Annotated in this window: 19 protein-coding genes; 9 read left to right on the top strand and 10 right to left on the bottom strand. The window is 66.6% G+C overall.

Annotation, left to right across the window (positions count from 1 at the left end; all coding sequences use genetic code 11):
* Positions 1-59: 59 nt before the first annotated feature.
* On the bottom strand, positions 60-2,234 hold the full coding sequence (locus CBW24_RS17690; RefSeq protein WP_097374577.1) for a GumC family protein: 2,175 nt from the start codon (positions 2,232-2,234) through the stop codon (positions 60-62).
* A gap of 61 nt (positions 2,235-2,295) precedes the next feature.
* The gene (locus CBW24_RS17685) at positions 2,296-2,958 is read right to left on the bottom strand and encodes a sugar transferase (RefSeq protein WP_088664950.1); all 663 of its coding nucleotides are present in this window, start codon (positions 2,956-2,958) and stop codon (positions 2,296-2,298) included.
* Between the two features lie 461 nt (positions 2,959-3,419).
* On the opposite strand from CBW24_RS17685, the gene rfbC reads away from it, so the two are divergent.
* Genes rfbC through rfbA form a run of 4 tightly spaced genes read left to right on the top strand, consistent with a single transcriptional unit; the run spans position 3,420 to position 6,983 of the window.
* Positions 3,420-4,007, top strand: coding sequence for a dTDP-4-dehydrorhamnose 3,5-epimerase (gene rfbC / locus CBW24_RS17680; RefSeq protein ID WP_097374576.1), 588 nt, complete (start codon positions 3,420-3,422; stop codon positions 4,005-4,007).
* On the top strand, positions 4,004-5,197 hold the full coding sequence (gene rfbB / locus CBW24_RS17675; RefSeq protein ID WP_097374575.1) for a dTDP-glucose 4,6-dehydratase: 1,194 nt from the start codon (positions 4,004-4,006) through the stop codon (positions 5,195-5,197). The genes rfbC and rfbB overlap by 4 nt, the downstream gene beginning before the upstream one ends.
* The gene (gene rfbD / locus CBW24_RS17670; RefSeq protein ID WP_097374574.1) at positions 5,194-6,108 is read left to right on the top strand and encodes a dTDP-4-dehydrorhamnose reductase; all 915 of its coding nucleotides are present in this window, start codon (positions 5,194-5,196) and stop codon (positions 6,106-6,108) included. Before rfbB ends, rfbD begins: the two co-directional genes overlap by 4 nt.
* Entirely contained in the window at positions 6,105-6,983 is an 879-nt protein-coding gene (rfbA, locus tag CBW24_RS17665; protein WP_088664954.1) for a glucose-1-phosphate thymidylyltransferase RfbA, read from the top strand. The genes rfbD and rfbA overlap by 4 nt, the downstream gene beginning before the upstream one ends.
* A 9-nt stretch (positions 6,984-6,992) precedes the next feature.
* On the opposite strand, the gene htpX is transcribed toward rfbA, so the two are convergent.
* A complete protein-coding gene (gene htpX, locus CBW24_RS17660) occupies positions 6,993-7,979 on the bottom strand; it encodes a zinc metalloprotease HtpX (RefSeq protein ID WP_097374573.1) in 987 nt (328 codons plus the stop codon).
* A 361-nt stretch (positions 7,980-8,340) separates the two neighbouring features.
* Here htpX and CBW24_RS17655 point away from each other — a divergent pair, with 361 nt between their 5' ends.
* Positions 8,341-8,919 carry a TRAP transporter small permease subunit gene (locus CBW24_RS17655; protein WP_088664956.1) on the top strand — a complete coding sequence of 193 codons (579 nt, stop codon included), beginning with the start codon at positions 8,341-8,343 and terminating at the stop codon, positions 8,917-8,919.
* On the top strand, positions 8,912-10,903 hold the full coding sequence (locus CBW24_RS17650; RefSeq protein WP_097374572.1) for a TRAP transporter large permease: 1,992 nt from the start codon (positions 8,912-8,914) through the stop codon (positions 10,901-10,903). Before CBW24_RS17655 ends, CBW24_RS17650 begins: the two co-directional genes overlap by 8 nt.
* A 97-nt stretch (positions 10,904-11,000) precedes the next feature.
* On the opposite strand, the gene CBW24_RS17645 is transcribed toward CBW24_RS17650, so the two are convergent.
* From CBW24_RS17645 to CBW24_RS17620, 7 genes are all read right to left on the bottom strand, one after another.
* Positions 11,001-12,134 (bottom strand): TRAP transporter substrate-binding protein, encoded by a 1,134-nt coding sequence (locus CBW24_RS17645; protein WP_088664958.1) that lies wholly within the window; start codon positions 12,132-12,134, stop codon positions 11,001-11,003.
* Between the two features lie 328 nt (positions 12,135-12,462).
* Positions 12,463-13,314: a hypothetical protein gene (locus CBW24_RS17640; protein WP_157773269.1), complete on the bottom strand. Its 852-nt coding sequence runs from the start codon at positions 13,312-13,314 to the stop codon at positions 12,463-12,465.
* Positions 13,315-13,450: 136 nt separating this feature from the next.
* Positions 13,451-14,977, bottom strand: a complete 1,527-nt coding sequence (locus tag CBW24_RS17635; RefSeq protein WP_157773268.1) for a CsgG/HfaB family protein — start codon at positions 14,975-14,977, stop codon at positions 13,451-13,453.
* Positions 14,978-14,987: 10 nt separating this feature from the next.
* Positions 14,988-15,578 (bottom strand): hypothetical protein, encoded by a 591-nt coding sequence (locus CBW24_RS18440; protein WP_157773267.1) that lies wholly within the window; start codon positions 15,576-15,578, stop codon positions 14,988-14,990.
* A 227-nt stretch (positions 15,579-15,805) separates the two neighbouring features.
* The gene (locus tag CBW24_RS18435; RefSeq protein WP_141100300.1) at positions 15,806-16,414 is read right to left on the bottom strand and encodes a hypothetical protein; all 609 of its coding nucleotides are present in this window, start codon (positions 16,412-16,414) and stop codon (positions 15,806-15,808) included.
* 836 nt (positions 16,415-17,250) lie between these two features.
* Positions 17,251-20,082, bottom strand: coding sequence for a hybrid sensor histidine kinase/response regulator (locus CBW24_RS17625; RefSeq protein WP_198405299.1), 2,832 nt, complete (start codon positions 20,080-20,082; stop codon positions 17,251-17,253).
* 119 nt (positions 20,083-20,201) lie between these two features.
* On the bottom strand, positions 20,202-20,762 hold the full coding sequence (locus CBW24_RS17620) for a putative pterin-binding protein (protein WP_232530371.1): 561 nt from the start codon (positions 20,760-20,762) through the stop codon (positions 20,202-20,204).
* Between the two features lie 283 nt (positions 20,763-21,045).
* Between CBW24_RS17620 and CBW24_RS17615 the strand changes: the two genes are divergently transcribed.
* The 3 genes from CBW24_RS17615 (at position 21,046) to CBW24_RS17605 (ending at position 25,921) form a co-directional block, all read left to right on the top strand.
* Positions 21,046-21,666 (top strand): response regulator transcription factor, encoded by a 621-nt coding sequence (locus tag CBW24_RS17615; protein WP_088664930.1) that lies wholly within the window; start codon positions 21,046-21,048, stop codon positions 21,664-21,666.
* A 775-nt stretch (positions 21,667-22,441) separates the two neighbouring features.
* On the top strand, positions 22,442-22,972 hold the full coding sequence (locus tag CBW24_RS17610) for a hypothetical protein (protein WP_088664931.1): 531 nt from the start codon (positions 22,442-22,444) through the stop codon (positions 22,970-22,972).
* A 306-nt stretch (positions 22,973-23,278) separates the two neighbouring features.
* Positions 23,279-25,921: a beta strand repeat-containing protein gene (locus CBW24_RS17605; RefSeq protein WP_232530370.1), complete on the top strand. Its 2,643-nt coding sequence runs from the start codon at positions 23,279-23,281 to the stop codon at positions 25,919-25,921.
* Positions 25,922-26,585: the final 664 nt, after the last annotated feature.

Here is a 26,585-nt window from a genome sequence, read left to right as displayed (position 1 = left end):
AAATGCAGCCGCAATGGGGCGGAGAATGTTTTAAAAACGAAATTCCGCCAATCGCCATTTCAGGTATTGTAGTATTTCGCCCCGTAGCTGGAATACGCGCCGTATTTTCCGCCATATCCATAACGGCGCATTCCCTTGGGATCGATCTGCGACAGCACCAGCCCGGTGACCCGGGAATTCACGGAATGGAACTGACGGATGGCTTCGGTGACCTGCGATTTGGCAGTGCGGTCCCAAGCCACGGAAAACACCACCGCATCCGCGAATTGGCTCATGATCCGCGCATCGGGCACGATCAGGACCGGCGGGGTATCGATGACGATGAAATCGTAATGGTGGCGCAGCTCTTCGAGGAAGTTGCGGAACCGGTCCGAGGAAAACACATCCGCCGCATTGGCCGAGGTTTTCTCCCCCAGCAGGATATCCACATCCATGCGGCTGTCGCGCAGCAGCAGGTCGGACAGATCGTGTTCGCCGGTCATCGCCGCGATCAGCCCGTGGCGGCTGTCGGGGATGTCGAAATATTGCCACAGGGTGCGCAGGCGGATGTCGCCTTCGACCAGCAGCACCCGCTTGTTCAGCCCGGCCAGATTATGGGCCAGACTGATCGCCTGGGTGGTCTTGCCCTCGCCGGGCAAGGAGGAGGCCGATAGCAGGATCTGCGGCGGGGTGTCGATATTCGACAGCAGCACCGAGGTGCGCAGGTTGCGGATCGCCTCGATCGCGGGCGAGGTCGGTTTGTCGTTGAGATAATCGATCAGCTGATCGCGGCGGCGGATCGGCATTTTCGGGATCTGCCCCAGCACGGCCAGCCCGGTATCGGCGGCCAGCGTTTCGGCGGTGCGGTAGCCTTGGTGCAGGAACTGACGGGCCAGCACGATCAAGCTGCCCAGAAGCGCGCCGAGCAGCATCGCCAGCGCCATGATGCGCGATTTGCGCGGCTCGACATAATGCCCCGGCGTCGCGGCGGACAGCACGCGGCTGTCGGCCTGTTGCAGGCCGCGCTGCACGGAGGTTTCCTTGAGCCGGGTCAGGAAGGTCTCATAGAGGGTGCGGGTGGCGTTGAGATCGCGTTCGAGGTTCTGCAATTCGATCACCGCGCTGGACTGGGTGTCGAACCGGGTTTGCAGCCGGTCATAGGAGGCCTGCAGCGCGGCGGTCTGCTGGGTCTGCCGGGCGGCGGCGTTTTCGGCCTCCTGCGTGAGCAGGGCCAGCCGGTCGGCGAACAGATCCTCGGCCCCGGCCTCGCCCTCGGCGAGGCGCGCGGCCAGCCGGGTCAGCGCGGGATCGTCGAGCCCGGCCACGAGTTCGGCGCGGCTGCCATTGCGGGCCAGATCCTGCAATGTGTTGAGGCGGGCCTCCTCGCGGGCGGAGGCCAGACGCGCCTCGGCCAGCCGCTCGCCCATCGCGCGCTGCTGCTGGTTGAGCGCTTCGAGCGCCTCGACGGTGGACACATCCATCGAGCTGCGCCGTTCCTTCACCAGATCCTGTTTCTGTTGCAGTTCCGCTTCCAGTTCGACGACCCGTTCCGACAGCCAGCTCACCGCGTTTTCGGTGGCCTGAAACTTCACATCGATCTGGTCTTGGATGTAGAGCGCGGCCAAAGCATTGGCGATGCGGGCGGATTTCAGCGGGTCGGTGGTCGTGGCGCCGATGTTGAAAATATAGGTGTTGCGCTGGTTGGTGGCGGAAATGGCGCGGCGGACCGCCCCCACGGTGCGGATCATCTCGCTCTCTTCGGGGGTGATGGCATCATCGGGGGCCGGAGGGGCGTCTGCGGGCGCGGGCGCGGGATCATCACCGCCGCGCAGCAGCCCCTTCAGCCGGGCCACGGCCGAGGGCGGGCGCAGGGCGCCGTTGAATTCGGGATCGCGGGTCAGGTCGAGCTGGGTCACCAGCTTCTCCAGCAGCCCGCGGGAGCGGATGACCTCCAGTTCGGTATTGATCGAGGAGGTTTCGGTGGACACGCCCGACACGACGCTTTCGAGATCGACCACCGCCTCCTTGCGCAGCTGCAAGGCCAGACTGCTGGTCGCGGCGTATTTCGGCACCGCCACCCCATAGGCATACCAAGCCCCGATCGTCAGCGCGAGAAAGGTGGTGGCGAGAATCACCCATTTGCCCCGCCAGAGGCTGCCGGCCAATTCCAGCAGGTCGATTTCGTCACCCTCCTCGGCCTGTGGCATGGCGGGGGCGGGGGTCAGCTTGGGCATGGTGCGCATCGGGGCCTGCATGTATTCGATCAGGGCTTACTTCGCATATGCCGCCAAGGGCGACAACGAGATGCCCGGCAGTTCAGGTGCCTCGGCCGGTCACAACCGTGACAAGAGTGCGCCAGAAGATAAGCGTATCGAGACGATAGCCCGCATGGCGGATGTAATGCAGATCCGCCGCCACCTTGGCCGCGGTCGCGTCGATGCCCGCGGCATAGCCCAGTTCCACCTGTGCCAGCCCGCTGATGCCCGGCCGCACCAGATGCCGCGCCCGATAGCCGGGGATCACGCGGGCATAGCGGCGCGCATGGTGGAAATAATCGGGACGCGGGCCGATCATGCTCATATCGCCGCGCAGCACGTTGAGGATCTGCGGCAATTCATCGAGCCGGGTCTTGCGCAGCAGCCATCCCAGCCGGGTGATGCGATGCACCTCCAGCGGATCATCGGCCCCGCGCACGATCTGGGTGGCGGTGCGCATGGTGCGAAACTTGATGGCGGGAAACGCCCGGCAATTCCGGCCCATTCGTTTCTGCACGTATAAAAGCGGACCCTGATTAAAGAATGGATTCAATGCCAAAAGCACAATGCCTATGACAATCATCACGGGCAGGAAAACCAAAGCGCACAGGATATCGAGCACCCGCTTCAGCCGGAAATAAACTGCACGATTCTCAGGCAATAATGAATCGGCTCCGGTCGGGTCAGAATCGTAAGAAAGCGCGATGCTGCTATAATCGAACATATTGACCCTTCACCCCCAACTACGCCGTGCTTCGGTAATGCCTGCTTGGACCGGCAAGGGCAAGATGGAACTCCCCGAAACGGGGGAGGTGGAGCCTCTGGAGATAGCCAGAATGACGCGCGTGTCATAAAAAATTCTTACGATGCGCGGAAACTCGCCTTCCCAAGCGTTATAATGACGAGGTCTTGGCGGGATGCAGGGCGGGGCACGCGCCCGCAATCGCGTGAGTGCCTTTCCCGACTGCGCCGGGGTTAACTTTCATTCACCATATTTCAATACCTTCCGGGTCAGGCTGGGGGGCCTGCTGTTCACCGGCGGCGCTTTTCGTCCGCGATCCGCGGGGCGCGGGAAGGGTCGCGTTCGGTCCCGGTCCCTGCACCATCCGGGCGGGGCCGGAACAGGTCATGAGACCGACCCGCATTCGCCGGGTCGCGGGCCAAAGGGGTCAGGGGCGCAGACGCATGATCGTAGAACAGACATCCTTGCCCGGCGTGTTGCTGCTGACGCCTGCGCGTTTCGGCGATGCGCGGGGGTTCTTTTCAGAAAGCTGGAACCGCCGCACGCTGGCCGGGCATGGCATCACGACGGAGTTCGTGCAGGACAACCATTCCCTGTCGGAGCGGGTCGGCACGGTGCGGGGGCTGCATTTTCAGGCACCGCCCCATGCCCAGGCCAAGCTGGTGCGCTGCGGGCGCGGGCGGCTGTTCGATGTGGCGGTCGATATCCGCCGCGGCAGCCCGACCTATGGTCAGTGGACCGGGGTGGAGCTGAGCCATGCCAATGGACGGCAATTGCTGATCCCCGAAGGCTTTGCCCACGGGTTCGTCACCCGCGCCCCCGAAACCGAAATCATCTATAAATGCTCCGCCCATTACGCCCCCGAGGTCGATGGTGCGCTGCGGTGGGACAGTTGCGGCATCGACTGGGGGCTGGAGAGCCCGCCGCTGCTGTCGCAGAAGGACGCGGATGCCCCCGGTCTGGCGGAGTTCACCAGCCCCTTCGTGGCCCGTCAGGCGCAAGATCCCCGGCGGGTGGAGGTCGCGCAATGAAGCTGCTGGTCACCGGCGGGGCCGGGTTCATCGGATCGGCGGTGGTGCGTCAGGCCATCGCGCAGGGGCATGAGGTGGTCAATCTCGACGCGCTGACCTATGCCGCCTGTCTCGCCAGCCTTGCCCCGGTCGCGGACAGCCCGGCCTATGCGTTCGAACATGCCAATATCTGCGACGGGCAGGCGGTGGCGCGGGTTCTTGCCAGCCATCGGCCCGATATCGTCATGCATCTGGCCGCCGAAAGCCATGTGGACCGCTCGATCGACGGGCCGGGGGCCTTTATCGAAACCAATATCACCGGCACCTATGTGCTGCTGGAGGCCGCGCGCGCCTATTGGACCCGCGCGGGACGGCCCGCAGGGTTCCGGTTTCACCATATCTCCACCGACGAGGTGTTCGGCACGCTCGGCCCCGAGGGGCACTTCACCGAAGACAGCCCCTATGACCCGCGCTCGCCCTATTCGGCCTCGAAGGCGGCGTCGGATCATCTGGTGCGCGCGTGGCACGAAACCTATGGCCTGCCGGTGGTGCTGTCGAACTGCTCCAACAATTACGGCCCCTATCATTTCCCCGAGAAGCTGATCCCGGTGGTGATCCTGAACGCGCTGGCCGGGCGGGAGATCCCGATCTACGGAAACGGCTCTAACATACGCGATTGGCTCTATGTGGAGGATCACGCCGACGCGCTGCTGCGGGTGGCGCAGGCGGGGGTGAACGGGCGCAGCTATGCCATCGGCGGCGAGAACGAGCGCAGCAATCTGGATCTGGTGCACAGCATCTGCGCCATTCTCGACCGGCTGCGCCCGCGGGCGGAGGGGCCCCATGCCGCGCTGATCCGCTTTGTGGCCGACCGGCCCGGCCATGATGCGCGCTATGCTATCGATCCGGCCCGCATCCGCGCCGAACTGGGCTGGCGGCCCTCCGTCACGGTGGAGGAGGGGCTGGAGCGCACGGTGCGCTGGTATCTCGACAATGACGCATGGTGGCGGCCGCTTCTGAGCCGTCAGGGGGTGGGGCGGCGGCTAGGCACGGAACCGGCGGGACCGCGTCCGGAGGCAGATCGCGGTCCGGAGCCGGGCGGGGCGGTAGACACTGGCAGTGGCATGGAGAGGGGCAGGGGCAGGGCGTGGAACGCGGACCGGAATGGGCCGCAAGCCGCCTCCTCCGCACAGGGGCGGGGCGCGGCATGACGGTGCTCGTCTTTGGTCATTCGGGGCAGGTCGCGACGGAGCTGCGGCGGCTGGCGGCGCAGCGGACCCCGCCGGTGCCGGTGGTGGCGCTGGGACGCGCGCGCGCCGATCTGATGGAGCCCGGGGCCTGCGCGGCGGCGATCCGGGCCCATGCCCCCTGCGCGGTGATCAATGCCGCCGCCTATACCGGCGTGGACAGGGCCGAGGCGGAGGCCCCCCAAGCCATCCGCCTCAATGCGGAAGCCCCCGCCGTCATGGCCCGCGCCTGCGCCGCGCGCGACATTCCCTTTGTCCATATCTCGACCGATTACGTTTTCGACGGGGCCGGGCACGCGCCATTCGCCCCCGGCGATCCGACCGCGCCGCTGGGGGTCTATGGCCGCTCGAAACGGGCAGGAGAGGTGGCCGTGCAGGAGATCATGGACACGGCGCGGAAGACCGGCGCGGGGCCGGGGCGCTACGCCATTTTGCGCAGCTCATGGGTGTTTTCGGCCCATGGCGCGAATTTCGTAAAGACCATGCTGCGCCTGTCGGAGCAGCGCGACCATATCCGCGTCGTCGCCGATCAGATCGGCGGGCCGACCCCGGCGCGGGCGATCGCGGCGGCCTGTCTCGACATTGCCGGGCATTTGGCGCGCGATCCAAGCGCTGCGGGCCTCTATCATTTCAGCGGCACGCCGGAGGTCAGCTGGGCGGGGTTTGCCCGCGCGATCTTTGCGGCGGCGGGGCGGCAGGTCACGGTCGAGGACATCCCCAGCGCCGCCTATCCCACCCCTGCCGCGCGGCCTCTCAATTCGCGGCTCGATTGCAGCCGGACGACGCAGGTCTTTGGCCTGTCCCGGCCCGAATGGCGGCGCGATCTGACGCCGCTTCTGGCCGAACTCGACCTACCCACAGGAGCGCTGACATGACCAATCGCAAGGGCATCATTCTGGCTGGCGGCTCCGGCACCCGGCTTTATCCGATCACCATGGGCGTGTCGAAGCAGCTGCTGCCGATCTACGATAAGCCGATGATCTACTATCCGCTGACCGTGCTGATGCTGGCGGGCATCCGCGACATCGCGATCATCACCACGCCCCACGATCAGGACCAGTTCCAGCGCACGCTGGGCGATGGCAGCCAATGGGGGGTGTCATTGCGCTATATCGTGCAGCCCAAGCCCGAAGGGCTGGCGCAGGCGTTCATTCTGGGGGAGGCGTTTTTGAATGGCGCGCCCTCGGCGATGGTGCTGGGCGACAACATCTTCTTTGGGCATGGCCTGCCGGACCTGTTGCAGGCAGCGGCCCGCGCGCCGCAGGGGGCCACGGTGTTCGGCTACCGGGTGGCCGATCCCGAACGCTATGGCGTGGTGGATTTCGACGCGGCGGGCCGGGCGCGCGCGATCATCGAAAAGCCCGCCATCCCCCCCTCGAACTATGCCGTGACGGGGCTGTATTTTCTGGATGGCAGCGCGCCTGCACGGGCGAAACGGGTGCGGCCTTCGGCGCGGGGCGAGCTTGAAATCACGAGCCTGTTGGAAAGCTACCTGCAGGATGATCTGCTTTCGGTGCAGAAAATGGGGCGCGGCTATGCGTGGCTCGATACCGGCACCCACGGCTCATTGCTGGATGCGGGCAATTTCGTGCGCACCCTGACCGAACGGCAGGGCCAGCAGGTGGGCTCCCCCGATGAGGTCGCCTTTGAGATGGGCTGGACCAGCCGCAACCAGTTGGACGGGCAGGCGCAGCAATTCTGCAAGAACGGCTATGGCGCCTATCTGGCGGGGCTCACGCTGGAGCACTGACGCCGCAGTTCAGCCCCACGGCCCGCGCGGGCTCCGGTCTTTGCGGGAACGGTCCTTGCGGGGAGCCTGCCCCCAAGGGGCGGCTGCGGAGGCCGGGGCCGGGGCAGGACGCGCAGGGTTCGGGGTGGGGCCTGAGCTCGGGCGCGGGGTCGGGCGCGGCATGTCCTGCGCCATCTGCCGCAGGGCGGCGATCCGGTTTTCGGTCGCCGGATGGGTCGCGAACAGCGCGTCGCGCTTATGCGCATGCAGCGGATTGATGATGAACATATGCGCGGTGGCGGGGTTACGCTCGGCCACGTCATTGTCGATCCGCGCCGCACCCATGGCGATCCGTTCCAGCGCGGAGGCCAGCGCAAGGGGATTGCCGCTGATCTCCGCCCCGGCCCGGTCGGCGGCATATTCGCGGGTGCGCGAGATCGCCATCTGCACCAGCGCGGCGGCAAGGGGCGCGAGGATCATCATCGCCACCGTGCCGATGATGCCCAGCCCATTCTCCCGCCGCCCGCCAAAGAACAGCGCGAAATTCGCCAGAAGCGAGATCGCCCCGGCAAAGGTCGCGGTGACGGTCATGATCGCGGTGTCATGGTTGCGGATATGGGCCAGTTCATGGGCGATGACCCCGGCCAGTTCATCCCGGTCGAGGCTGTCCATCAGGCCGCGTGTCACGGCGACGGCGGCATTGGCCGGATTGCGCCCGGTGGCAAAGGCATTGGGCTGCGGGGTGTCGATCAGATAGACCGCGGGCATCGGCAGATTGGCGCGGCGGGCCAGATCGGCGACCATTTCGGTCAGGCCGGAGCGATCGCCCGCCGTCACGGGCCGGGCCTGATGCATGCGCAGCACCATGCGGTCGGAATTCCACCAGGTGAACACGTTCATCGCCGCAGCCATGACCAGCGCGATCACCATGCCGCCGCTGCCGCCCAGCAGATAGCCCAGCCCCATGAAAAGCGCGGTCATCGCGGCCATCAGCATGGCTGTCTTGAAATATCCCATGGCGCTTTCCCCGGGCCGGTGTGGTCGTGTCGCTGGGATATGGGGGCCGCAGGCGGATGTGGCAATGCGCGCGCGCGGGATGCGGGCCGGGAGGGGCGCGCGAAAATCGGCGATAAGTGAAGTTATGTAAAAAAATGGTTAATGTTGTCCTCCGCCGGTGCCTCGCGCCCCCCTCCGACGGCATCTTGAAAGCCCCGCCAAGGGCCCCTGCGTCGCGGCGTCATTCGGGCATTTGGGGCGCGTTGCGGGCCTCGCTCCCTGACATGGGCTGTGCTAGAGGGAAACCGGCACCCGGCGTCCTGTCTTGCAAGGCGCGCCGCTGTTTCATGCAAGCCCGTCGCTGGACCCCGGAGGATGACGAATGCGAGCTTTATTAGCCCTCTCGCGGGGCATTGATGCGGTGACCCGCGTGGTGGGACAGGCGGCGGCCTGGCTGATCCTGGTTGCGGTGCTTGTCAGCGCCGGCAACGCGGTGATCCGCAAGGCGTTCAACATGTCGTCCAATTCATGGCTGGAACTGCAATGGTATCTGTTCGGCGCGGTGTTCATGCTCTGCGCCGCATGGGCGTTGCAGCGCAATGCGCATGTGCGGATCGATGTGGTGACCGCCCATCTGCGCGCCCGCACGCGGGCCTGGATCGATCTGATCTGTCATGTGCTGTTTCTGGCGCCCTTCGTGCTGTTGATGACATGGCTCAGCTGGCCGTTCTTCATGCGCTCGCTGGCCAGCGGGGAAAGCTCGTCCAATGCGGGGGGGCTGATCCTCTGGCCCGCCAAGGGGCTGGTGCTGCTGGGGTTCATCGTGCTGATCGTCCAGACGGTGTCTGAAATCATCAAGCGCGTCGCCCATCTGACCGGGCATCTGCCGATGCCGGCGGCGGATACGGGCCATACCGGCGGTGCTGCCGCCGCCGACGGGGAGATCGCGCATAATGCTTGAACTGATCGCACATAACCTTGCGCCCATCATGTTCATCTCCGTGATGGGGATGCTGCTTCTGGGCTATCCGGTGGCGCTGACGCTGGCTGCGGGGGGGCTGTTTTTCTTTGTGATCGGCGTCGCTTTGTCGGAAATCGCGCCGTCGGAGATCAACCTGTTCTGGCCCCTGCTCAGGGCGCAGCCCGAACGGGTCTTTGGGATCATGTCCAACGACACCTTGTTGGCGATCCCGTTCTTTACCTTCATGGGGCTGATCCTCGAACGCTCCGGCATGGCCGAGGATCTGCTCGACACGATCGGCCAGCTGTTCGGCCCGATCCGCGGCGGTCTGGCCTATGCGGTGATTTTGGTCGGGGCGCTGCTGGCCGCCACCACCGGCGTCGTCGCGGCCTCCGTCATCGCGATGGGGCTGATTTCGCTGCCGATCATGCAGCGCTACGGCTATGACACCTCGGTCGCGACCGGGACCATCGCCGCCTCGGGCACGCTGGCGCAGATCGTGCCGCCGTCGCTGGTGCTGATCGTCATGGCCGACCAGCTCGGCGTGTCGGTGGGCGATATGTATAAAGGCGCGCTGCTGCCCGCGCTGATCATCACCGGCGCCTATTGCGCCTATATCTTCGTGCTGTCGATCCTGCGCCCCAAGGCCGTGCCCGCCCTGCCGATCGAGGATCGCACGCTGGGCAATGGCATCTGGTCGCTGGTGGTGGTGATGGCGCTGGCCGTGGCGGTCTATGTGATCTCCGCGCGCACGCTCTATGCCGATATGCTGCCCACCAACCGGCTCGTTGCCGCCGCCACCACGGCGGTGGTGCTGGCCTATCTGGTGGCGGTGGCCAACCGGGTCTTCGGGCTCACGGTGCTGTCGAAACTGGCCGAGCAGGTGGTGATCGTGCTGATCCCGCCGCTGGCGCTGATCTTTCTGGTGCTGGGCACGATCTTCCTTGGCATCGCCACCCCCACCGAGGGCGGCGCGATGGGCGCGGTCGGCGCGCTGATCCTTGCCATCGCCAAGCGGCGGCTGGATTTCGCGACCCTGCGCGGCGCGGTGGAATCGACCGCCATGCTGTCGACCTTCGTGATGTTCATCCTGATCGGCGCACGGGTGTTCGGCCTGACCTTCTACGGGGTCAATGGCAATGTCTGGCTCGAAGAACTGCTGCTGGGCCTGCCGGGCGGCGAATACGGCTTCCTGATCGTGGTGACGGTGGTGGTGTTCATCCTGGGCTGTTTCCTCGATTTCTTCGAGATCGCCTTCATCCTCGTGCCGCTGCTGGCGCCGGTGGCGCAGACGCTGGGCATCGATCTGGTGTGGTTCGGGGTGATCTTGGGCATCAACCTGCAGACCTCGTTCCTGACGCCGCCTTTCGGGTTCTCGCTGTTCTACCTGCGCTCGGTCGTGCCGACGCAGGACTGGACCGATGAGGTCACGGGCCGCCGCATGCCCGCGATCCGAACGCCACGGATCTATCGCGGGGTGCTGCCCTATATCGCGCTGCAATTCGCGATGATCCTGCTGGTGATCGGGGTGCCTTCGCTGGTGACCCATTATCAGGACACGCCGCGCCGCCCCGTGGTGCCGGCAAGCGCGCCTGCGACCTCCGCGACCCCGCAGACCGGCGGGACATCGGGCAGCCAGTCGGGGGGCAATTCTCTGGGCCTGCCGCCGCTGAATTTCGGCGGTCCCGGCAGCGCGCCGTCGGGGTCCACCGGCAACGCGACGGGGGGGGCCACGGGCACGGGCAGTTCCTCGGGCAGCCAGCCTTCGATGGGTCTGCCGCCGCTGGATCTGAACGGCACGGGCGGTTCGGGCAGCGCTCCGGCACCAGCCCAGCCCAGCATGGGCCTGCCGCCGCTCGATTTCGGGGGCGGTGCTGGGGGCAGTGCCCCGGCCAGCCCGGCACCCGAGCCTGAGCCTGAGCCTGAGCCTGCACCGGCTCCTTCGGGCGGGATCGACCTGTCGCAGCCGCCGTCATTCAACTGACGCGGATCGCAGGTCAGAGCATGAAAAAGGCGCGCGGCTCCCACCGCGCGCCTTTCTTTTTGGACAAGGATGGCCCCGTCCGGGGGCCATCGCCCGTTTACTGGTTGCCACCTGCCTGCTGACCGGCCAGCGCGCCTTCGCGCTGTTTGATCATCATGAAGGTGTCATAGGTGTATTCCGCGACCTGCTGCCACAGATAGGTCTCCGACTGGAACTGCATCATCGAGTCGTAGATCTTCTTGAAGGCTTCGTTCTCGCCGTTGATCTCGGCATAGACTTCCTGCGCGGCGGTGAAGGAGGCGTTCATCACATCCTGCGGATAGGCGCGCAGCTGGGCCCCGGCATCGATCAGGCGGCGCAGCGCCTGCGGGTTCTTGTAGTCATATTCCGCCAGCATCTCGGTCGTGGCCGCGCGGGTCGCGGTGCCGAGCAGGCTGCGGTAGTTCTCGGGCAGGCTCTGCCAGCTTTCCTGATTGAAATAGCAGCACAGCGACAGGTTCCCCTCCCACCAGCCGGGATAGTAGTAATAGGGCGCGACCTGATAGAAGCCGAGGCTTTCATCGTCATAGGGCCCGATCCATTCGGCGGCGTCGATGGTGCCCCGCTCCAGCGCGGGATAGATGTCGCCACCGGCGATCTGCTGCGGCACGACGCCGAGCTTCTCCATCACCCGACCGGCGAGACCGGCGATCCGCATCTGCAGACCTTCCATGTCGGCCAGGCCGTTGATCTCCTTGCGGAACCAGCCGCCCATCTGCGCGCCGGTATTGCCCGCGGGCAGGTAATGCAGGCCTTGGGTGCCGTAGAATTCGTTCAGCAGGTCCAGCCCGCCGCCGTAATAGAGCCACGCATGCATGCCGCGCGCGTTGAGCCCGAAGGGAATGACCCCGCCAAGCGCCCATGCCGGATCCTTGCCGACATAGTAATAAGCGGCGGTGTGGCACATCTCGACCGTGCCGTTGCTGACCGCATCGGCGGCCTGCAGGCCGGGGACGATCTCACCGGCGGCATAGACCTGAATGTCGAACGCGCCATCGGTGGCTTCGCGGACATATTTGGCCACGTCTTCCGCACCGCCATAGATGGTGTCGAGCGATTTCGGGAAGGACGAGGTGCAGCGCCAGCGCACCTTCGGGCTTTCTTGTGCGATGGCCGGAGCGGCCAGCGAAGCAGCGCCCGCGCTGCCCAATGCGCCAACGGCGGCGCCCCGCATGAACTTGCGACGATCCATATCCAATTCCTCCTTGATTGGCTGGCCGCAGGGTGCCGCCGGATCGGCGCCGAGGCAAGGTGGTTTGGAAATGTGACCACGGGGAAAGGCCCGATTTTGCCCCCGATGACGCGCCCGTGATCTGCCGCGCCGCGTCCTTGCGGCCCCCGGGGCGCGTTGGTGCTGAATTGACAGGCAGGCGGATCACCGCGCGCCCCGTTTGCGCCAGCGCGAGACGCCTCCTACATGACGAAAATGGGCCGCGGTTTCCCGCGGCCCGGTGCAAGGGTGTCCGGGCGGCAGAGCCGTCCGGACATTCCAAAGCTCCCCGCCGCAGCGGGATACTCGATTAGTTGTCGCCGGTGCCGAAGAAAACGGCGCTGACATCGGTGGTGTTGATCGCACCGGCAGCCACGGAATCGACGGAGCCGACGGAGAAGTTGCCAGCAGCCATGGAGATGCCGATCGAGCCGTTGATCGACGCCAGATCGTCCGTGTTGGAGTTGGTCGAGTCGTTGACGGCGGCGCTCACGATACCCACGCCGGAGCCGAAGGACGCCATGGAAGATGCCTCGGCCATGGTGCTGGAGGTGGAGGCGAGCGAGCTGTCATCCAGAACGCCGGCGTTCTCGGTCACGTTGAAGTTGCCGGTGTTGACCGCACCAGCAGCCAGCGAGGAGACATCGCCGATCGACTGAGTGGCCGCTTCCACAGCGAGATCGCCAGCGATGGACACATCGGACGTAGCGGTGTTGATGTCCGTGGTCGAGTTATCGGTGGCCGTGGTGGCTTCCGAGATCTCGGTATAGGTGCCATCGAACGCAGCGGAACCGCCCGTGCCGGAATCCACGGCATTGCCGAAGACGTCGGAGGCCATGCCGCCATTGGCTGCGCTCATCTGGCTGGTGATGTCGAGGCTATCATAGTCGATCGAATTGTCGATGTTGTTGGTCTGCAGAGAATCGGAATTGTCGGTGGTTTCGTCATAGGTGAACGCACCGCTGAAAGCCTGGTCTGCGTCGCCGGAAATGTCGATCGAGCCGTCGATGCCCATGTTGTTGATCGCCATGCTGGCGAAGGACGCGGGCACGCCGGACAGTGCGTCATCGATGGTTTGGTTGAAGGAATCGACCACCTGGGCGGAAGCGCCGGTTGCGGTGAGCAGAGCTGCGGTGGCAGCGGAAAGCATAAACTTGGTCATGTTACTGGTCCCATGATCCGCCAGGCAAAACGCCGTGCCTGCGGGATTAAACCGGGTGCGGCGACACCCTGTGACGATCGCGCGCAGCACGATCGACATATCTACCGGCGGGCACAGCAGGCCCCGAGGTCGGCGCTCAGGCGCCGAGCCGGTCACTCGTCTCTACACCAGCCCCAAGGGCCGCAACGGGCCTCCGGAGCATCGCACTTGTATTGGCCGGCACGGGCCGGGCGGTCATCGCCCCCACCGTGGTGCCGGTCGTCGGAATATCGCGCAGGGGCGGCAACAGCGCCGCGTCGCGCAAAGGTGTCGTCTCGCCCGTGGCCAGTGCCGGGAGCAGCGGTCCGGTGGGGCGTGCCTCGACCCGGTCGCCGGGGGCGATTTCGGCGGGCAGATCACCGGTCGCGTCGTTTTGCGCGGCCTCCTCCGCACTGTCGCTCGGCTGGGGCGTCGTCTGCGGCGTCGTGGCGCGGGCCTGACGGCAGGGCGGCGGCGGGGCGGCCCCGGCGCAGACGGCACCGGCGGGCGCAGGCGCGGCCGGGGTGCTTGCAGGCGCGTTCAGCCGGCTTTCTTCGGTTTCCTCGGCGGGCACGCCTGACGAGGCGGGGCTGGCCATGCTGCCGGAACTTGCGGTGATGGCGCTGGCGCTGCGCGCGGTGCGGGCCACCGGGCTTTCGGGATCGAACTCTGCGGTTTGCGGGGCGCGGGCGGTGCCGGGCTGGGCCGCTGCGGCCTGCGCGGGGGTTTCGGTCCCGGCCTGCGCGGGGGCGGTCTCGTCGCGGCTGACCTCGGCGCCCAGCGGCTGCGCGGCAAGCGCGGCCAGTTCGGCGGCGCGCTTCTCGTCGAACTCGCGCAGCTGCTCGGCGGAGGTCTGATCGCCGGTGATGCGGCCCATCTTGGCGTCGAGCTTGGCCGAGCATTCGACGTATTTCTCGGCGGGCATCATCTGCACCAGCAGCTCATAGGTGGCCAGTTGCAGCATCTGCCGCAGGGCGTAGTTCACGGCCTCGCGCCGGGCGCCGCCCAGTTCGAAATCCACCACGTTGTCATTGATGAACCGCGCCGTCAGCAGGCCGAACTCATCCGCGAAGATCTGTTTGCGCAGTGCCACATTGGCATAGATCTGGCCGTTCGACACATTGGTCATCGCCAGATCGAGCCCGACGAGAATGCGGTTTTGCCGGTAGTTCGGGCCGACCCCGCCCACCGTCAGGGCCGCGCCGCCGCCGGGGATGAAATCGAGGCTGTTGATCGAGCCGGTGACGACGAAATGCGCGCGTCTCTGGGCCCGCAGGTCGATGAGCCCCCACTGGCCTTCCAGCGCGGTGGTGCCCATGTCGCGGCGGTTGATCAGGGTGACGCCGGATTTGAACAGCGCCGATTGCACGATGTCGCCGGCGCCCTGGGTCACGAACTTGCCCACGCCTTCGCCGTTGTTCTGATAGGTGCCGGTCTGATCGGGAATGCCGCCGACCGCAAAGGTCAGGCCCTTGTTGATCTTGCCGCGCAGGCACAGCAGCGCGTCATCGAAAGGGGTCACGATATCGGCGATCGCCGGACCTTGGGCCAGAGCCAGATCCTCGCCCTTGCTGGCAACGATCGTGCTACAGGCGGAGGTCGCCAGCAGGGCCGCCAGCGCGGCTATCGTGGGGAGCAGTTTCATACAGCGTCCATCAGCAGGTATTGCCGCCACCGGAGGTGGAGGAGGAAGTGGAACTACCCGACGAGATGTCGACGCCGGTGATGCCGCTGGTGGAGATCTGAATAGAGCCATCCTGACAGCCGGTGGAATCCGCATAGCTGTCGATGCCGATCGTGTTGCCGGACCCGTCGATATTCACCTCCGTGGTGGTGGTGTTCGACGCCCCGATCGAGGTCGAGGTGGTGGTGTTGCCGGTGCCGTCGGCGGTGCGCACTTCCATCTCGACGGTGGAGCCGGGATCGGCGGTGACGTTCACCGCGCCGACCGAACTGTCATAGTAGTAGTTCGTCGTGGTGGAGCCGATATTGTCGTAATAGCCCTCTTCGAGCTTCTTTTGGGTGTCCATGAGATTCAGGCGGTAGGATTTTTCGACCGCCGTGGAATGGCTGTAGGAGCCCGACCAGCTCCGCCCCGCCGAAAGATAGCCATCGGCCAAGACAGGCGTAGTCGCCCCCATTGCCACTGTCATCCCCAGCGTCGCCGCCATCAGGCCCTTGATCGTCTGCCCCCGCATCGGCCTGTCCTGCCGCTCTGCGCGGGGTCCGGTCGTCGTGTCGGTCATCGTCTCACCCTCTCCTGTCCTGTTGTCGAGATGGCCGCCGCTTCGCCTGCGCGCACCCCGGAACCGGGGGGGCTGCGAGATCGACGGATGGTGATCCCTGTCCTGTCTGCTCCCCCGCGCGGCGGCTCCGCGCGGGGGTCTTTCCCCTTGGATCCGTTGCCCCGGATCCGCTGTCGTTTCTGCGCCCCAGACCTATTGGTCTAGACCCGTTGGCCCGACCTGTCGGCTCAGGGCCGGGTCGGTGCCGTGGGCGCGGTGGGCGATGTGGGCCCGGAGGGGGTGGTCGATGTTTCCCCACCCTGACTGGCGCTGCTGGAGGCTGTGCCGCCCCCGGCCTGCGCCGCCGAGGCCTGATCGTCCTGAGACGCGCTGGCCCCTGCATTGCCGCCGCCGGCTTCCGCCGCCGAGGCTTCGTCACCCTGGGACGCGCTGGCGCCCGCATTGCCGCCGCCTGCTTCCGCGGCGGAGCCTTCCTCTTCCCCGGAATTATCGGGGTTGTTGGGGTCCGTCGGGTCCGTCGGATCGGTTGGATTCTCGGGAGTGAACGGAGGTTCGTCGCGGCAGCTTTGCGTGACACCCGGAGCGGCGGGCTCACAATCTGGATCGGAAAAGGCCGTGGGCCTTGCATAGGCGGTCACCGGGGGCGGGCAAGGCTCGCCCTTCAGCACCGGATCGACGCGCACCGGCGAACCGGATTTGGTGTAGACGACCGTCTTTTGACGATCCGAGCAGGTCAAAGGCACCTCACGGGCGGGTGCCGGGCCGCTGTCCAGCGGCTCGCAGGCGGACAGAAACGGCAGCGCGCCAACAAGCGCGATCACTAGTAAACGGGTCACTGGATACCCTCCTCGAAACTCGTACGCGCAGAAACGACCCCAACCCCGGAATCCCCCCACTGCGGCACTCACGGCACCACCTGCGCCGCACTCATTAACTGCACCTAGGCAGGCATTTTTTTGCCCAATGCGTAAAGACTAATATGAGCGAATTGATGGAGGCCAGAATTTTTGTTGCCTCGTGGCAACTTCGCAAAAAATTCTCATCCTGTGCCGCCACGTTACGGCCTTGAAATAGAACGATTTCGTCATTCGCGCTTCGCAAGCCGTTTCGGCAAATCGGCAACGGCCCGGATGTGGCAAAAGTTCAATTACAGGTAACGTAGCGGCATGCAGGGGCGCGCAGTTCGCCCATAGGTTGCATGCGGCGCTGGTATGGCCCCCCTGAGTCTGGGGGATTGCCTTGGCCCCAGCCTTCCGCGCAGCGCGGGGCGGAGGACGGGGTCAGGACGGGGCAGAGTGCGGGGCGCGACCACGAAAAAACCGCCCCTCCCGGAGGAAGGACGGCTTTCCCGGGATACGGGCAGCCCCGGAGTGGTGGCATTCAGGACGCCGACCGGCGACTGGGGGCAATCGCGCGGGCCGACGCGGCCTTGCCGCATCCTGTCTGGTGCGGGTCCCTGGAGGGAATGGAGGACCCGGCTTGCCCCTACACTAGCCTGTGCGGACCGGTATGGCGCGGGGGCAGCGGGATAGGGCACCTATACGAAAGTATGGTCGCCCCTGCGGAGGGCAAAACAGTCCTGCGCTGTACAAGTGACTGTTTCGCCTGAATATCCAATCCAAAGCGGCGGTCCGGCGGGCCGGTTGGGTATGGGGGTGCTGGCGCGGAGAGATCAACCCAGCCGGGCATGCCAGGCGGCGCGAGCCTCTTCCCATGCGGCGGCGAGCGGGGGCATCTGCGCCTGTGCCGCCCCCCTGTCGCCCGCCTTGCAGGCGGTTTCGATGGCCTTCAGCCGGATGTGCAGCCGCTCGATCCCGAACATGCCGCAGATCCCGGCCAGAGCATGGGCGCGGGCCTGAATATCCTCGGTCGCGGTGGCCTGTTGCAGCGCGGGCAGGTCGTGGTCGATCTGCCCTTCCAGACGGGCCAGACGCTCGCGCAACTGCGCCGTGCCCAGCAGCTCCGTCAGGTCGGCGACCTGCGTGTCATTCAGAACCGGCGGTTGTGGCGGCGCGGCGGGGGCCAGGGCGGGCGCGTGGATCGGATCGGGGGCCAGATCGGGGGCCAGATCGGGGCGCTCGGAGGGCGCAGCGCGAGCGGCGGCGTTCGCCGGGAGGGGCAAATCGGCGATGCTTTGGGCCAGCGCCGCGCGGTCCACCGGCTTTTGCAGGAACCCGGTCATACCGGCGGCACGGAATTCCTCGCGCTCATGAGGCAGGGCATGGGCGGTGACCGCGATGATCGGGGTGGCGCGGTTGCGGCTGTCGGCGGCGGACTGAATGGTGCGGGTCGCCTGCACGCCGCTGATGCCGGGCATGGAGATGTCCATCAAGATGGCGTCGTAGCGATGGGCCGCCGCCAGCGCGATCGCCTCCGCCCCGCCGGGGGCAAGGGTCACCTCATGACCCATCCGGCGCAGCATGACGCCCAGCAGGTCGCGGTTGATCTCGTTGTCATCGACCAGCAGCAGCTGCCGTGGCGTGACCTGCCCCGTTCCACTATTTCCCGCCTCACTATTCCCTGCCCCGCGTGCCCCGGCGCGGCTATGACCGGCCTCAGCTTCGGCGCTGACAGGGCTTGCGGGCAGGTCGGGCGCGGGCGCGCCGTCCTGTGCAGTCCTCTCCAGTTCCGTGGTTTCGGGCGCGCATGGATCGACCGGCAGATCGACGCGGAACCGCGCCCCCTGCCCCGGCGCGGACTGGCAGGTGATCTCCCCGCCCAAGCGCCCCACCAGCCGCCGCACGATCCCCAGCCCCAGCCCGGTGCCGCCGGTGCGCCGCTCATACCGGCTGTCGAGCGAGACGAAATCCTCGAAAATGCGCGCCTGCTCGGCCTCGGGGATGCCGACGCCGGTATCGCGCACCTCCAGCCGCAGCAGGGGCCGGGCGGGGGCCACCCCCGTTTGCGCCGTGCTGTCGTGGAACCCGGCCTCCAGCGTGACATCGCCCCCCGGAGCGAACTTGATCGCGTTGCTCAGCAGGTTGACGAGGATCTGTTGCAGCGCGCGCGGATCGCTGCGCACCCAGCGACCATCCAGCCCGGCCAGCCCGTCGCGCTGCAAATGCAGCCGCGCGCCCGACACCTGCGCCAGCGGCTCCATCGTGGCGATCATCGTACGCGCCAGCGCCGCCGGGTCGCAGGGTTGCAGGCTGTCCTCGCCCCGGCCCTCGCCCGCCTCCGCCCGTTCAATCGCAAGCACGTCGTTGATATGGCCCAGCAGGATATCGCCCGAGGTGCTGGCCGCGGCGACAAAGCCGCGCTGCTCGGCGTCGAGCGGGCTGTCGGCCAGCAGTTGCAGCGCCGACAGCACCCCGTTCATCGGCGTGCGCATCTCGTGGCTCATCATGGCGAAGAAGCGGGATTTCTCGCGATAGGCGGCCAGCGCCTCGTCGCGGGTGCGGATGATCTCCGCTTCCTTTTCCTTCTTGTCGGTGATGTCGCGGATATAGGAGACAAAGACCGGGCCGCTTTTGATCCGGGCCAGAGAGACCGACATCTCGACCGGGAACACCCGCCCGTCGCGATGCAGCATCCACGCCTCGCGGCGGCCCTTGTCGGCCCATGTGGTTTCCCGCGTGTTGTGGAAATGGTTCAGCATCCCGCGCAATTCGGCCCGGCGCGGGGCGGGGATCAGCAGGTCGATGAAATCGCGCCCCAGCGCATCCTCGCGCAGATGGCCGAACACGCTTTCGGCGGAGCCGTTGAAATCGAGGATGCGGGCGCGGTCGTCGGTCACCACCACCGCATCGAGCGAGCCGCGCAGCGTGGTGTCGAGCCGCAGGCGGCTTTCCTCCGCGACCTGCGACGCGGCGTCGAGCGCGACGGTCTGCCGGAACAGGCGGATCACCGTCACCAGCAGCGCCAGCAACACCAGCAGCACCACCGCGATCATGCCTTCGAGCAGGCCCGCGACGCGGTGGCGTTCGCGCTCCATCGTCTCGGCGGCGGTGGCGATGGAGGCCAGCGCCACCTCGCGCGGCAGATCGCCGATCCGCGCCAGCGCCCGGGTCAGCACGCCCAGCCCCTGCCGCAGCGCGCTGTCGGAACTGTCGATCAAGGGGATCAGCGCATCGAGTTCGCCGCGCAGCACGGTCAGGATGCGGCGCACGGCGGGGTCGTGGTCTGCCCCGTGGCTTTGGGCCTGAATGACCTGCACCCGGCTATAGAGAATGTCGAACCGCTTGCGCAGTTCCTCCAGCGCGGCGGCATCGGGGCCCGTCCCTGTCCCTGCTGTCGTCCCTGCGGCTGCCGCGGCTGTCGCCGCCGGGGCCAGATCAATCGCGTGATCCAGCGCCCGGTCAAGCTTGAGATACTCCACCTCCAGCTGCGACAGCACCCATTCGGCATGGTCCTGCTGCGCGGTGTCGAGATTGCGGATGTAGCTCCAGACCGCAAAGGACAGATAGGCCGCGGCAAGGCAGGCCAGCACCAGCGCCAGCGCCAGCATCCCCCGCCAAAGTCGCGGGCGGCGCGGCGTGGTGGCGCGCGCGGGATCGGTCGTCATCTGACGCATCATGTCGGGTCCCCCTGCCCTGCGCTGGCCCGGATCCGGGCCGCGCGTCGGCCCGGGGGCCCTGCCACGGGCCGAATCCCGGCCCCGCCTTGGCGCGCGCGCGCCCCGTGTTATTCCACGATCAGGCGGTCCAGTTGCCAGATCGACCGGCTGTAGATGGTTTCAGCCTGATAGTCGGGATTATCGTCATAGGGATAGACGATCCACAATGGCCCCTTGTCGCGGCGCGACATTGGCGTGTCATTGGCGAGATAGGCGATGATCGGGCCGTCCTCGACCGCGTCGGATACCGGGATCGTGACCGAATAGTCGTTGATCGCGGTGGCCTGCAACGTGCCGGAGGTGACCTCCGCATGGGCCAGCAGATCCTTCAGTGACACCCCGTCGAAGCGCTGCAGGCCTTCGGTCCAGATGGTCGAGGTTTCGATCTGCGTGCGCGGCAGGGCTTCCAGCGCGGCCCGGTCGAAGCTCAGGCTGCGCGCCCCGTCGGTGACCGTCAGCAGGATCGGCGCGGAGGTGGCGGTGGCCTCGGCGCTGGCCGGGACGGCGCGCGGGGCCGTAGTCGTGCTATCGGCCTGTGCCGCGCCGGGGGTCAATGTCTCGCCCGCCACGAGCGCGGCGCCGATCAGGGCCGCAACGGCGGCAAGCAGGGAAGTCTTGCGAGTGAACACGGGTGTCGTCTCCTGTTTCTGGCCACAGCGCGCAGGCGTCTGCGATGCCTTTGGTCCTGGGGGCACGCGGGCCGCGATCGGCCCGGCGGCCCGGTGATCGGCCTCCTGTCACAACCCTACACGGCGCGTTTGGCGATCCCCATGCCGCAGCGGGATAGCCGACCTATGCGAAAGGATAGATCCCCCTCCAATGCCCCGGGAAATCCTGTTTGCGCCGCGCCGCATGTATGAAACTGTAAGGCGAAAGGGCCGCCCCCCGGAGCGGCCACTGCGGGAGTGTGCCATGAAGCTGAGAATATTGATTGCCGACGACCATGACATGGTGCGCGAAACCCTTGCCATGTTCCTTGGCGCGGATGGCACGGTGCAGACCACCGCCGCCCATGATCTGCCCGAGGCGCTGGCAAAGATGCGCAGCGAAGGCCCGTTCGATCTGGTGCTGCTCGATTACAGCATGCCCGGCATGAAAGGGCTCGACGGGCTGCGCACCGCGATCGCGGCCCATGGCGGCAATCCCGTGGGGCTGATTTCCGGCACGGCCAGTCGGCTGATCGCCGATCAGGCGCTGGAAATGGGCGCGGCGGGTTTCCTGCCCAAGACGATGTCCGCGAAATCGCTGGTCAATGCGGTGCGCTTCATGGCGGCGGGGGAGATCTACGCCCCGGTCGGTTTCATGTCCGGCAAGGAAGACCCCGAAGAGACCGATTTCGAAAAGGTTCTCTCCGATCGCGAGCGTCAGGTGCTGCGCGGGCTGATGCATGCGCAGTCCAACAAGGAGATCGCCCGCGACCTCGATCTGCAGGAAGTCACCATCAAACTGCATGTGAAGACGCTTTGTCGAAAACTCGACGCAAAGAACCGCACCGATGCGGCGATGATCGCCCGCGACGCGGGCTTCGTCTGAGCGCGCCCGGACCGGATCTGCGCGGGGCTTGAGCCAGCCCGGCTCAGCCCGCCCGGCATGGCGGGGGTCACGGCCCGCATCCCGGCTGTCACCCAGCCGCGGCGCAGCCCCTGATCCCTGCGCGCACCGGGGCCCTGCCCTCTCCTGCCCCCCCCCGTGGTCCGGCGCAGTTGCCGCCTGTGAGGCTCGGGCGGGGCGTCAAAAATTTTTCATTTAATTTCAATAGCATAAATGCGCTCAGCGCAGCCCTGCGCGCTTCTGGTCCATAGGGGGCGTCCTGCACAGGGGCGATGTGCCGTCCGTGCCTGTCGGGGCGGGCCTGCCGTTTGCAGGCCCGGCGCGGCTCTGCATCCGGCGCTCTATCCGCCGCCTATCCGCCCTCTCTCTCCCATCTGTCCGGGCCGCGCCCGCGCCCGTCACAGCCGCCGCCGCACCGCCTTGCCCGGTGCGAAGCGGTGGAGATCGTGGGCATTTTTGGCAAATCCCGAAGTTAAACAAGCCTTCATTCTTGGCGTCCATTCCTGCACCGGCCAGTCAAGCTGGTCGTGTGTGATGTCGATGCGTTCACAAGGCGGTCCGGGATGGACCAACGCGTATCCGTTATGTCGGCAGGCCTATCCCGAAGGGTATGTGCCTGTCGTTCGGATCACGTCCCTATCCCGACGCGCACCTGCGAAATGCGCCTGCACACGGCAAGGTTGACGGGCCCGGAGCACAAAATCGCTGCGGCCATTGTAACCGCCGGACCCCTGATCCGGCATCAAAGGAAACGCCCATGTCCATTTCCGTTTTCAGTGCCAGCCGGTCCGGTTTCGCCGCCATGGCGCTGGTCCTTGCCCTGCCCCTGTCCCTGGGCGCCGCATCGGCCGCCGCCGAGGCGCTCGAAAGCCAGTTCTCCTATCTCATCGTCGAAACCGACGCCGAGGGCGCGGAGCAACTGGTCGCGCGCACATCGGTCAAGCCGGGCGAAACCATCCATTACCAGTTGCAGCACACCAACACGACCGAGGACGCGATGAGCGGTCTCGTGATCGCTGCGCCGGTGCCGCAGGGGGTGACCATCTCGCTGGGCAGCGAAACCACCTCCGTGCCTGCCGTGTTCGAGGTGCAGGCCGAACTCGACCCCGAAAACGAGGGGCTGGAATGGTCCACCCTGCCCGCCACCCGCGTGGTGATCGAGGCCGATGGCACCACCCGTGAGGAACCCCTGCCCGAAGCCGACATCGCCGCCGTGCGCTGGAGCTACTCCGAGCCGCTCGATCCCGGCGCGGTGGGGCTCAACGCCTATCGCGTGCGGGTGAACTGACCCGCCGGGGCCGTCTGACGGTCCCGCTCCCCCCCCCCCGGCGTTTCCGCCGGTTTTCGCCTCTCCCCTTGTGAGACCCGCCGCCGACCCCTGTCGCGCGGCACCGGTCGCTGCATGCCTGCGGCATGGGGGGAGGACAGGTGCGCCGGGCCCGGTCAGGGCCACAGGGGCGCGCCCCCCGCATCCCCTACCGGGGCCGGTCTTCGGCCTCGCCTCCCTGAAACCCGGGCTCTCCCGGACCCAGCCCGGCTCTTCCGAATCCGGCACCCCAACTTCAGCTCCCAACTCCAGGTAAGGTAAAAACCAGTGATTCATCCTCCCTTCTTCCTGCGCTCCGCGAGCGCGGTCGCGGTCACCGCCATGCTCGGTGCCGCGGCCTACGCCGCCGCCCCCGAGGCCGGCTCCGTCATCGGCAACCAGGCGGTCGCGACCTATACCAACTCCGCCGGCGACACGATCACCGTCACCTCCAACACGGTCGAAACCGTGGTGCAGCAGGTGGCTGGCGTGACGCTGGATTCGGACAACACCGAAACCATCGCTCCGGGCGGTAAGGCCTTCTTGCCGCATATCGTCACCAACGTGGGCAACGGCCCCGACAGCTACGCCCTGACCGCGACCGAGGATGGCAGCGGCACGCTCGACACCTCGCAGCTGGTCTTCTACCCCGACGCCGACATGGACGGTGTGGCCGACAGCGCGACGCCGCTGACCTCCACCCCGACCCTGGCGCCCGGCGAGCAGTTCGGCGTCGTGATCGAAGCCACCGTGCCCTCCACCGCCACCGGCTCCGACACGATCACCGTGACCTCGACCTCCGCGCTTGACGGGACCGTCGCGGCGACCAACACCGACACGCTGACCATCTCCACCGATGCGATCGTCGAACTGGTCAAATCCATGACCGCCGATGCCGCATCGGGCGGCGATCCCAATATCGTCGACGCGGGCGACACGGTCACCATCACCCTGACCTATTCCAGCACCGGCCTCACCGCCGCCGACAACTACATCGTGCAGGATGTTCTCGACGGTGACCTGACCTATGTGAAGGGCACCGCCCGTTGGTCGGACAGCGCCGTGCCGCTTGACGATGACAACGGCTCCACCGTGGTCGATGCCACCAACGGCAACAGCGAAACCATCGCCTGGGATTACGACGACACCCAGACCGTCAACTTCACCCTGTCCTCGGTCGGTTCGGGCCGGTCCGGCAGCGTGACCTTCGACGTGGTCATCGCCGATACCGCCGATGCGGGCATCATCCCCAACACCGCGACCCAGACTGTGGACGGCGTGGCCTTCCCGCCCTCGAACACCGCCTCGGTGACGGTGGCCAACCAGTATTCGGTGTCGATCGCGGATACCGCGATCAACGGCGATGGCACCCCCAACGGGGCGATCACCTCCGCCACCGATGACGATACCCTGTCGAACGACATCGTGACCGAAAGCGGCTCCGTCTATCAGGGCGGCACGATCGCGCAGGAATTCGTGCTGACCAACAACAGCAACCGCGCCGACAGCCTTGCGGTCTCGGTGGCCAATGTGGACTTCCCCGCAGGCACCACCTTCCGCATCGTCGGCGCTGACGGGGTCACCCCGGTCATCGGCTCCGTCGGTCCGCTCGCCATCGGCGCAAGCACCAAGGTCACCTTGCTCGCGACCCTGCCCACGGATGCCCCCGTGACGGCTGTGGCAGATTACACCGCGACCATGACCACCACCTCGGATGCCTCCGGCGTCTCCGACATCTCGACCGCCGAATTCACCGGTGCGGTGCTGGCCTCCAGCGTCGATCTCGAAAACAACGTGGTCGGTGACGAAGGCGACGGGGCCAACCCCTACGACCCGCTCGGCGATCCGTGGATCTCCAGCACGACCGATCCCGGCGCGCCGGTGACCTATGACATGCTGGTGCAGAATGGCGGCACCGTGTCGGACAGCTATAACCTGTCTCTCGCGCAGGCTCTGCCCGTGGGCTGGACGGTCGAATTCCGCCTCGCCGACGGCACTCTGGTCAGCAATACCGGCACCATTCCCGCCGGCGCCTCCACCCAGGTCTTCGTCACTGTGACGCCTGCGGCGGATTCCGCACCGCTCACCCAGGAGATCGACATTCAGGTGGCCTCCTCCGTGTCGGGGCAGAGTGACCGCATCGTCAACGACATCACCGTGAACGAGATCTACGACGTTCAGATCATCGAAGATCAGAGCGCCCAGGCCTCGCCCGGCGGTATCGTCGACCTGCTGCACACGATCACCAACGAAGGTAACGTCGACATCTCCGAAGGTGCGATCACCCAGAGCGGGCTGACCAACTTCTCCGGCGCGATCTACTGGGACCAGAACGACAACGGCGTCATCGACCCGACCGAACCGGTCATCGACAACTTCGACGACCTGACGGATGGTCTGGGTGTCGGCGTGAACGGTCTGGCCGCCGGTGAGAGCATCTCGGTGATCTACCGGGTGCAGACGCCCTCCACCGCGACGGTGGGTGTCTCCGAGATCGGCACGCTCAGCCTTGCCTCCTCGCTCAACACGGGCACCGCGACCGATGCCGATACCGCCGATAACGCGGTCGAGGACCGGATCGTGATCATCTCGGGCGATGTGACCCTGACCAAGTATCAGTATATCGACGCCAATTGCGACGGCACGGTGGGTGTTTTCACCAAGACCCGTCAGGATGTCGAACCCGGTCAGTGCATCCGCTACATGATCGAGGCCGAGAACACCGGCTCCTATGAGGCGCGTGACGTGATCATCTCGGATGCGGCTCCGGCCTATACCTCGATCACCTCCTGCGGCACCGCCTGCCCCGAGACCCTGTTCCCGGGCACCAGCACCGCAACCGCCACGTCGAGCAGCATCACAAGCAACCACGGCACTGTCCTGCCCGGCGGTTTCGCCCGGCTCGAGTTCACCGTGGAGGTGGACCAGTAAGGTCCGCCCACCTGCGCCCCCGCCCCGGATTTCCGGGTGGGGGCGCCCTTTGCCCCTCCATCCCTGGCCCGGATCCCGTGTGGTCCTCTGCCGACGTCCCATGCGCGCAAGGACCGCGCCTCCCGGGCCAGGGCTCTTTCGTCACATGATCCTCTCTTGGACATCCCGCCTCATCTTGCGCAGCCTCCCTTCCCTTTCCACCGACCTGCCCTCCGCCCGCGTCCTTTCGCCCGGTTCTGTCGGCTCCGCATCTGCCGGACCTGCTCTCTCCGGACCTGCCCTCTCCGGTCCTGCGCTGACCGCCTCTGCCCTGACCGCCGCTTGTTTCATGGGGGCCTGTCCGACCCTGCGCCCTCTGCCCTGTTTTCACGTCCTTCCGGCCCCTCCCGGCCCTTGCCCCCTCTGCCCCTGCCCCCGCGGCTCCACCCGCCCGCTTTTCCGCCGCCCTCTCCGCTCTTGCCCCATGCGCTGCGTGCCGGGGCCGCGCTCTGCCCCCGCTTCCGTTTCCGCCTCCGTCTCTGCCCCTCTCCCTGACGCCTCTGCCCCCATGTCGGCCCCCCTCCCGGCCCCTCTCTTTCCCGCCAGCGCGCCGCCCCCTGTGCGCAGGCCCCGCCCCGTCCCTTTCGCCCGGCCCGCTCCGGCCGTGCGCCCTTTCATCCTCGAA

Origin of the sequence: Pacificitalea manganoxidans (genome assembly GCF_002504165.1) — a bacterium.
GTDB classification, from domain to species: domain Bacteria; phylum Pseudomonadota; class Alphaproteobacteria; order Rhodobacterales; family Rhodobacteraceae; genus Pacificitalea; species Pacificitalea manganoxidans.
The sequence above is the reverse complement of the archived record's forward strand: the minus strand, read 5'-3'. Positions and strand labels throughout refer to the sequence as shown.

Bases quoted from the DNA above. Each gene is read 5' to 3' on its own strand.
- CBW24_RS17610 (WP_088664931.1), top strand. From the start codon at position 22,442: ATGTCCATTTCCGTTTTCAGTGCCAGCCGGTCCGGTTTCGCCGCCATG.
- CBW24_RS17625 (WP_198405299.1), bottom strand. From the start codon at position 20,082: ATGACGACCGATCCCGCGCGCGCCACCACGCCGCGCCGCCCGCGACTT.
- CBW24_RS17685 (WP_088664950.1), bottom strand. From the start codon at position 2,958: ATGTTCGATTATAGCAGCATCGCGCTTTCTTACGATTCTGACCCGACC.
- htpX (WP_097374573.1), bottom strand. From the start codon at position 7,979: ATGGGATATTTCAAGACAGCCATGCTGATGGCCGCGATGACCGCGCTT.
- rfbD (WP_097374574.1), top strand. From the start codon at position 5,194: ATGACGGTGCTCGTCTTTGGTCATTCGGGGCAGGTCGCGACGGAGCTG.
- CBW24_RS17650 (WP_097374572.1), top strand. From the start codon at position 8,912: ATGCTTGAACTGATCGCACATAACCTTGCGCCCATCATGTTCATCTCC.
- CBW24_RS17640 (WP_157773269.1), bottom strand. From the start codon at position 13,314: ATGACCAAGTTTATGCTTTCCGCTGCCACCGCAGCTCTGCTCACCGCA.
- CBW24_RS17645 (WP_088664958.1), bottom strand. From the start codon at position 12,134: ATGGATCGTCGCAAGTTCATGCGGGGCGCCGCCGTTGGCGCATTGGGC.
- CBW24_RS17635 (WP_157773268.1), bottom strand. From the start codon at position 14,977: ATGAAACTGCTCCCCACGATAGCCGCGCTGGCGGCCCTGCTGGCGACC.
- CBW24_RS17690 (WP_097374577.1), bottom strand. From the start codon at position 2,234: ATGCAGGCCCCGATGCGCACCATGCCCAAGCTGACCCCCGCCCCCGCC.
- rfbA (WP_088664954.1), top strand. From the start codon at position 6,105: ATGACCAATCGCAAGGGCATCATTCTGGCTGGCGGCTCCGGCACCCGG.
- rfbB (WP_097374575.1), top strand. From the start codon at position 4,004: ATGAAGCTGCTGGTCACCGGCGGGGCCGGGTTCATCGGATCGGCGGTG.
- CBW24_RS17655 (WP_088664956.1), top strand. From the start codon at position 8,341: ATGCGAGCTTTATTAGCCCTCTCGCGGGGCATTGATGCGGTGACCCGC.
- CBW24_RS18440 (WP_157773267.1), bottom strand. From the start codon at position 15,578: ATGACCGACACGACGACCGGACCCCGCGCAGAGCGGCAGGACAGGCCG.
- rfbC (WP_097374576.1), top strand. From the start codon at position 3,420: ATGATCGTAGAACAGACATCCTTGCCCGGCGTGTTGCTGCTGACGCCT.
- CBW24_RS17615 (WP_088664930.1), top strand. From the start codon at position 21,046: ATGAAGCTGAGAATATTGATTGCCGACGACCATGACATGGTGCGCGAA.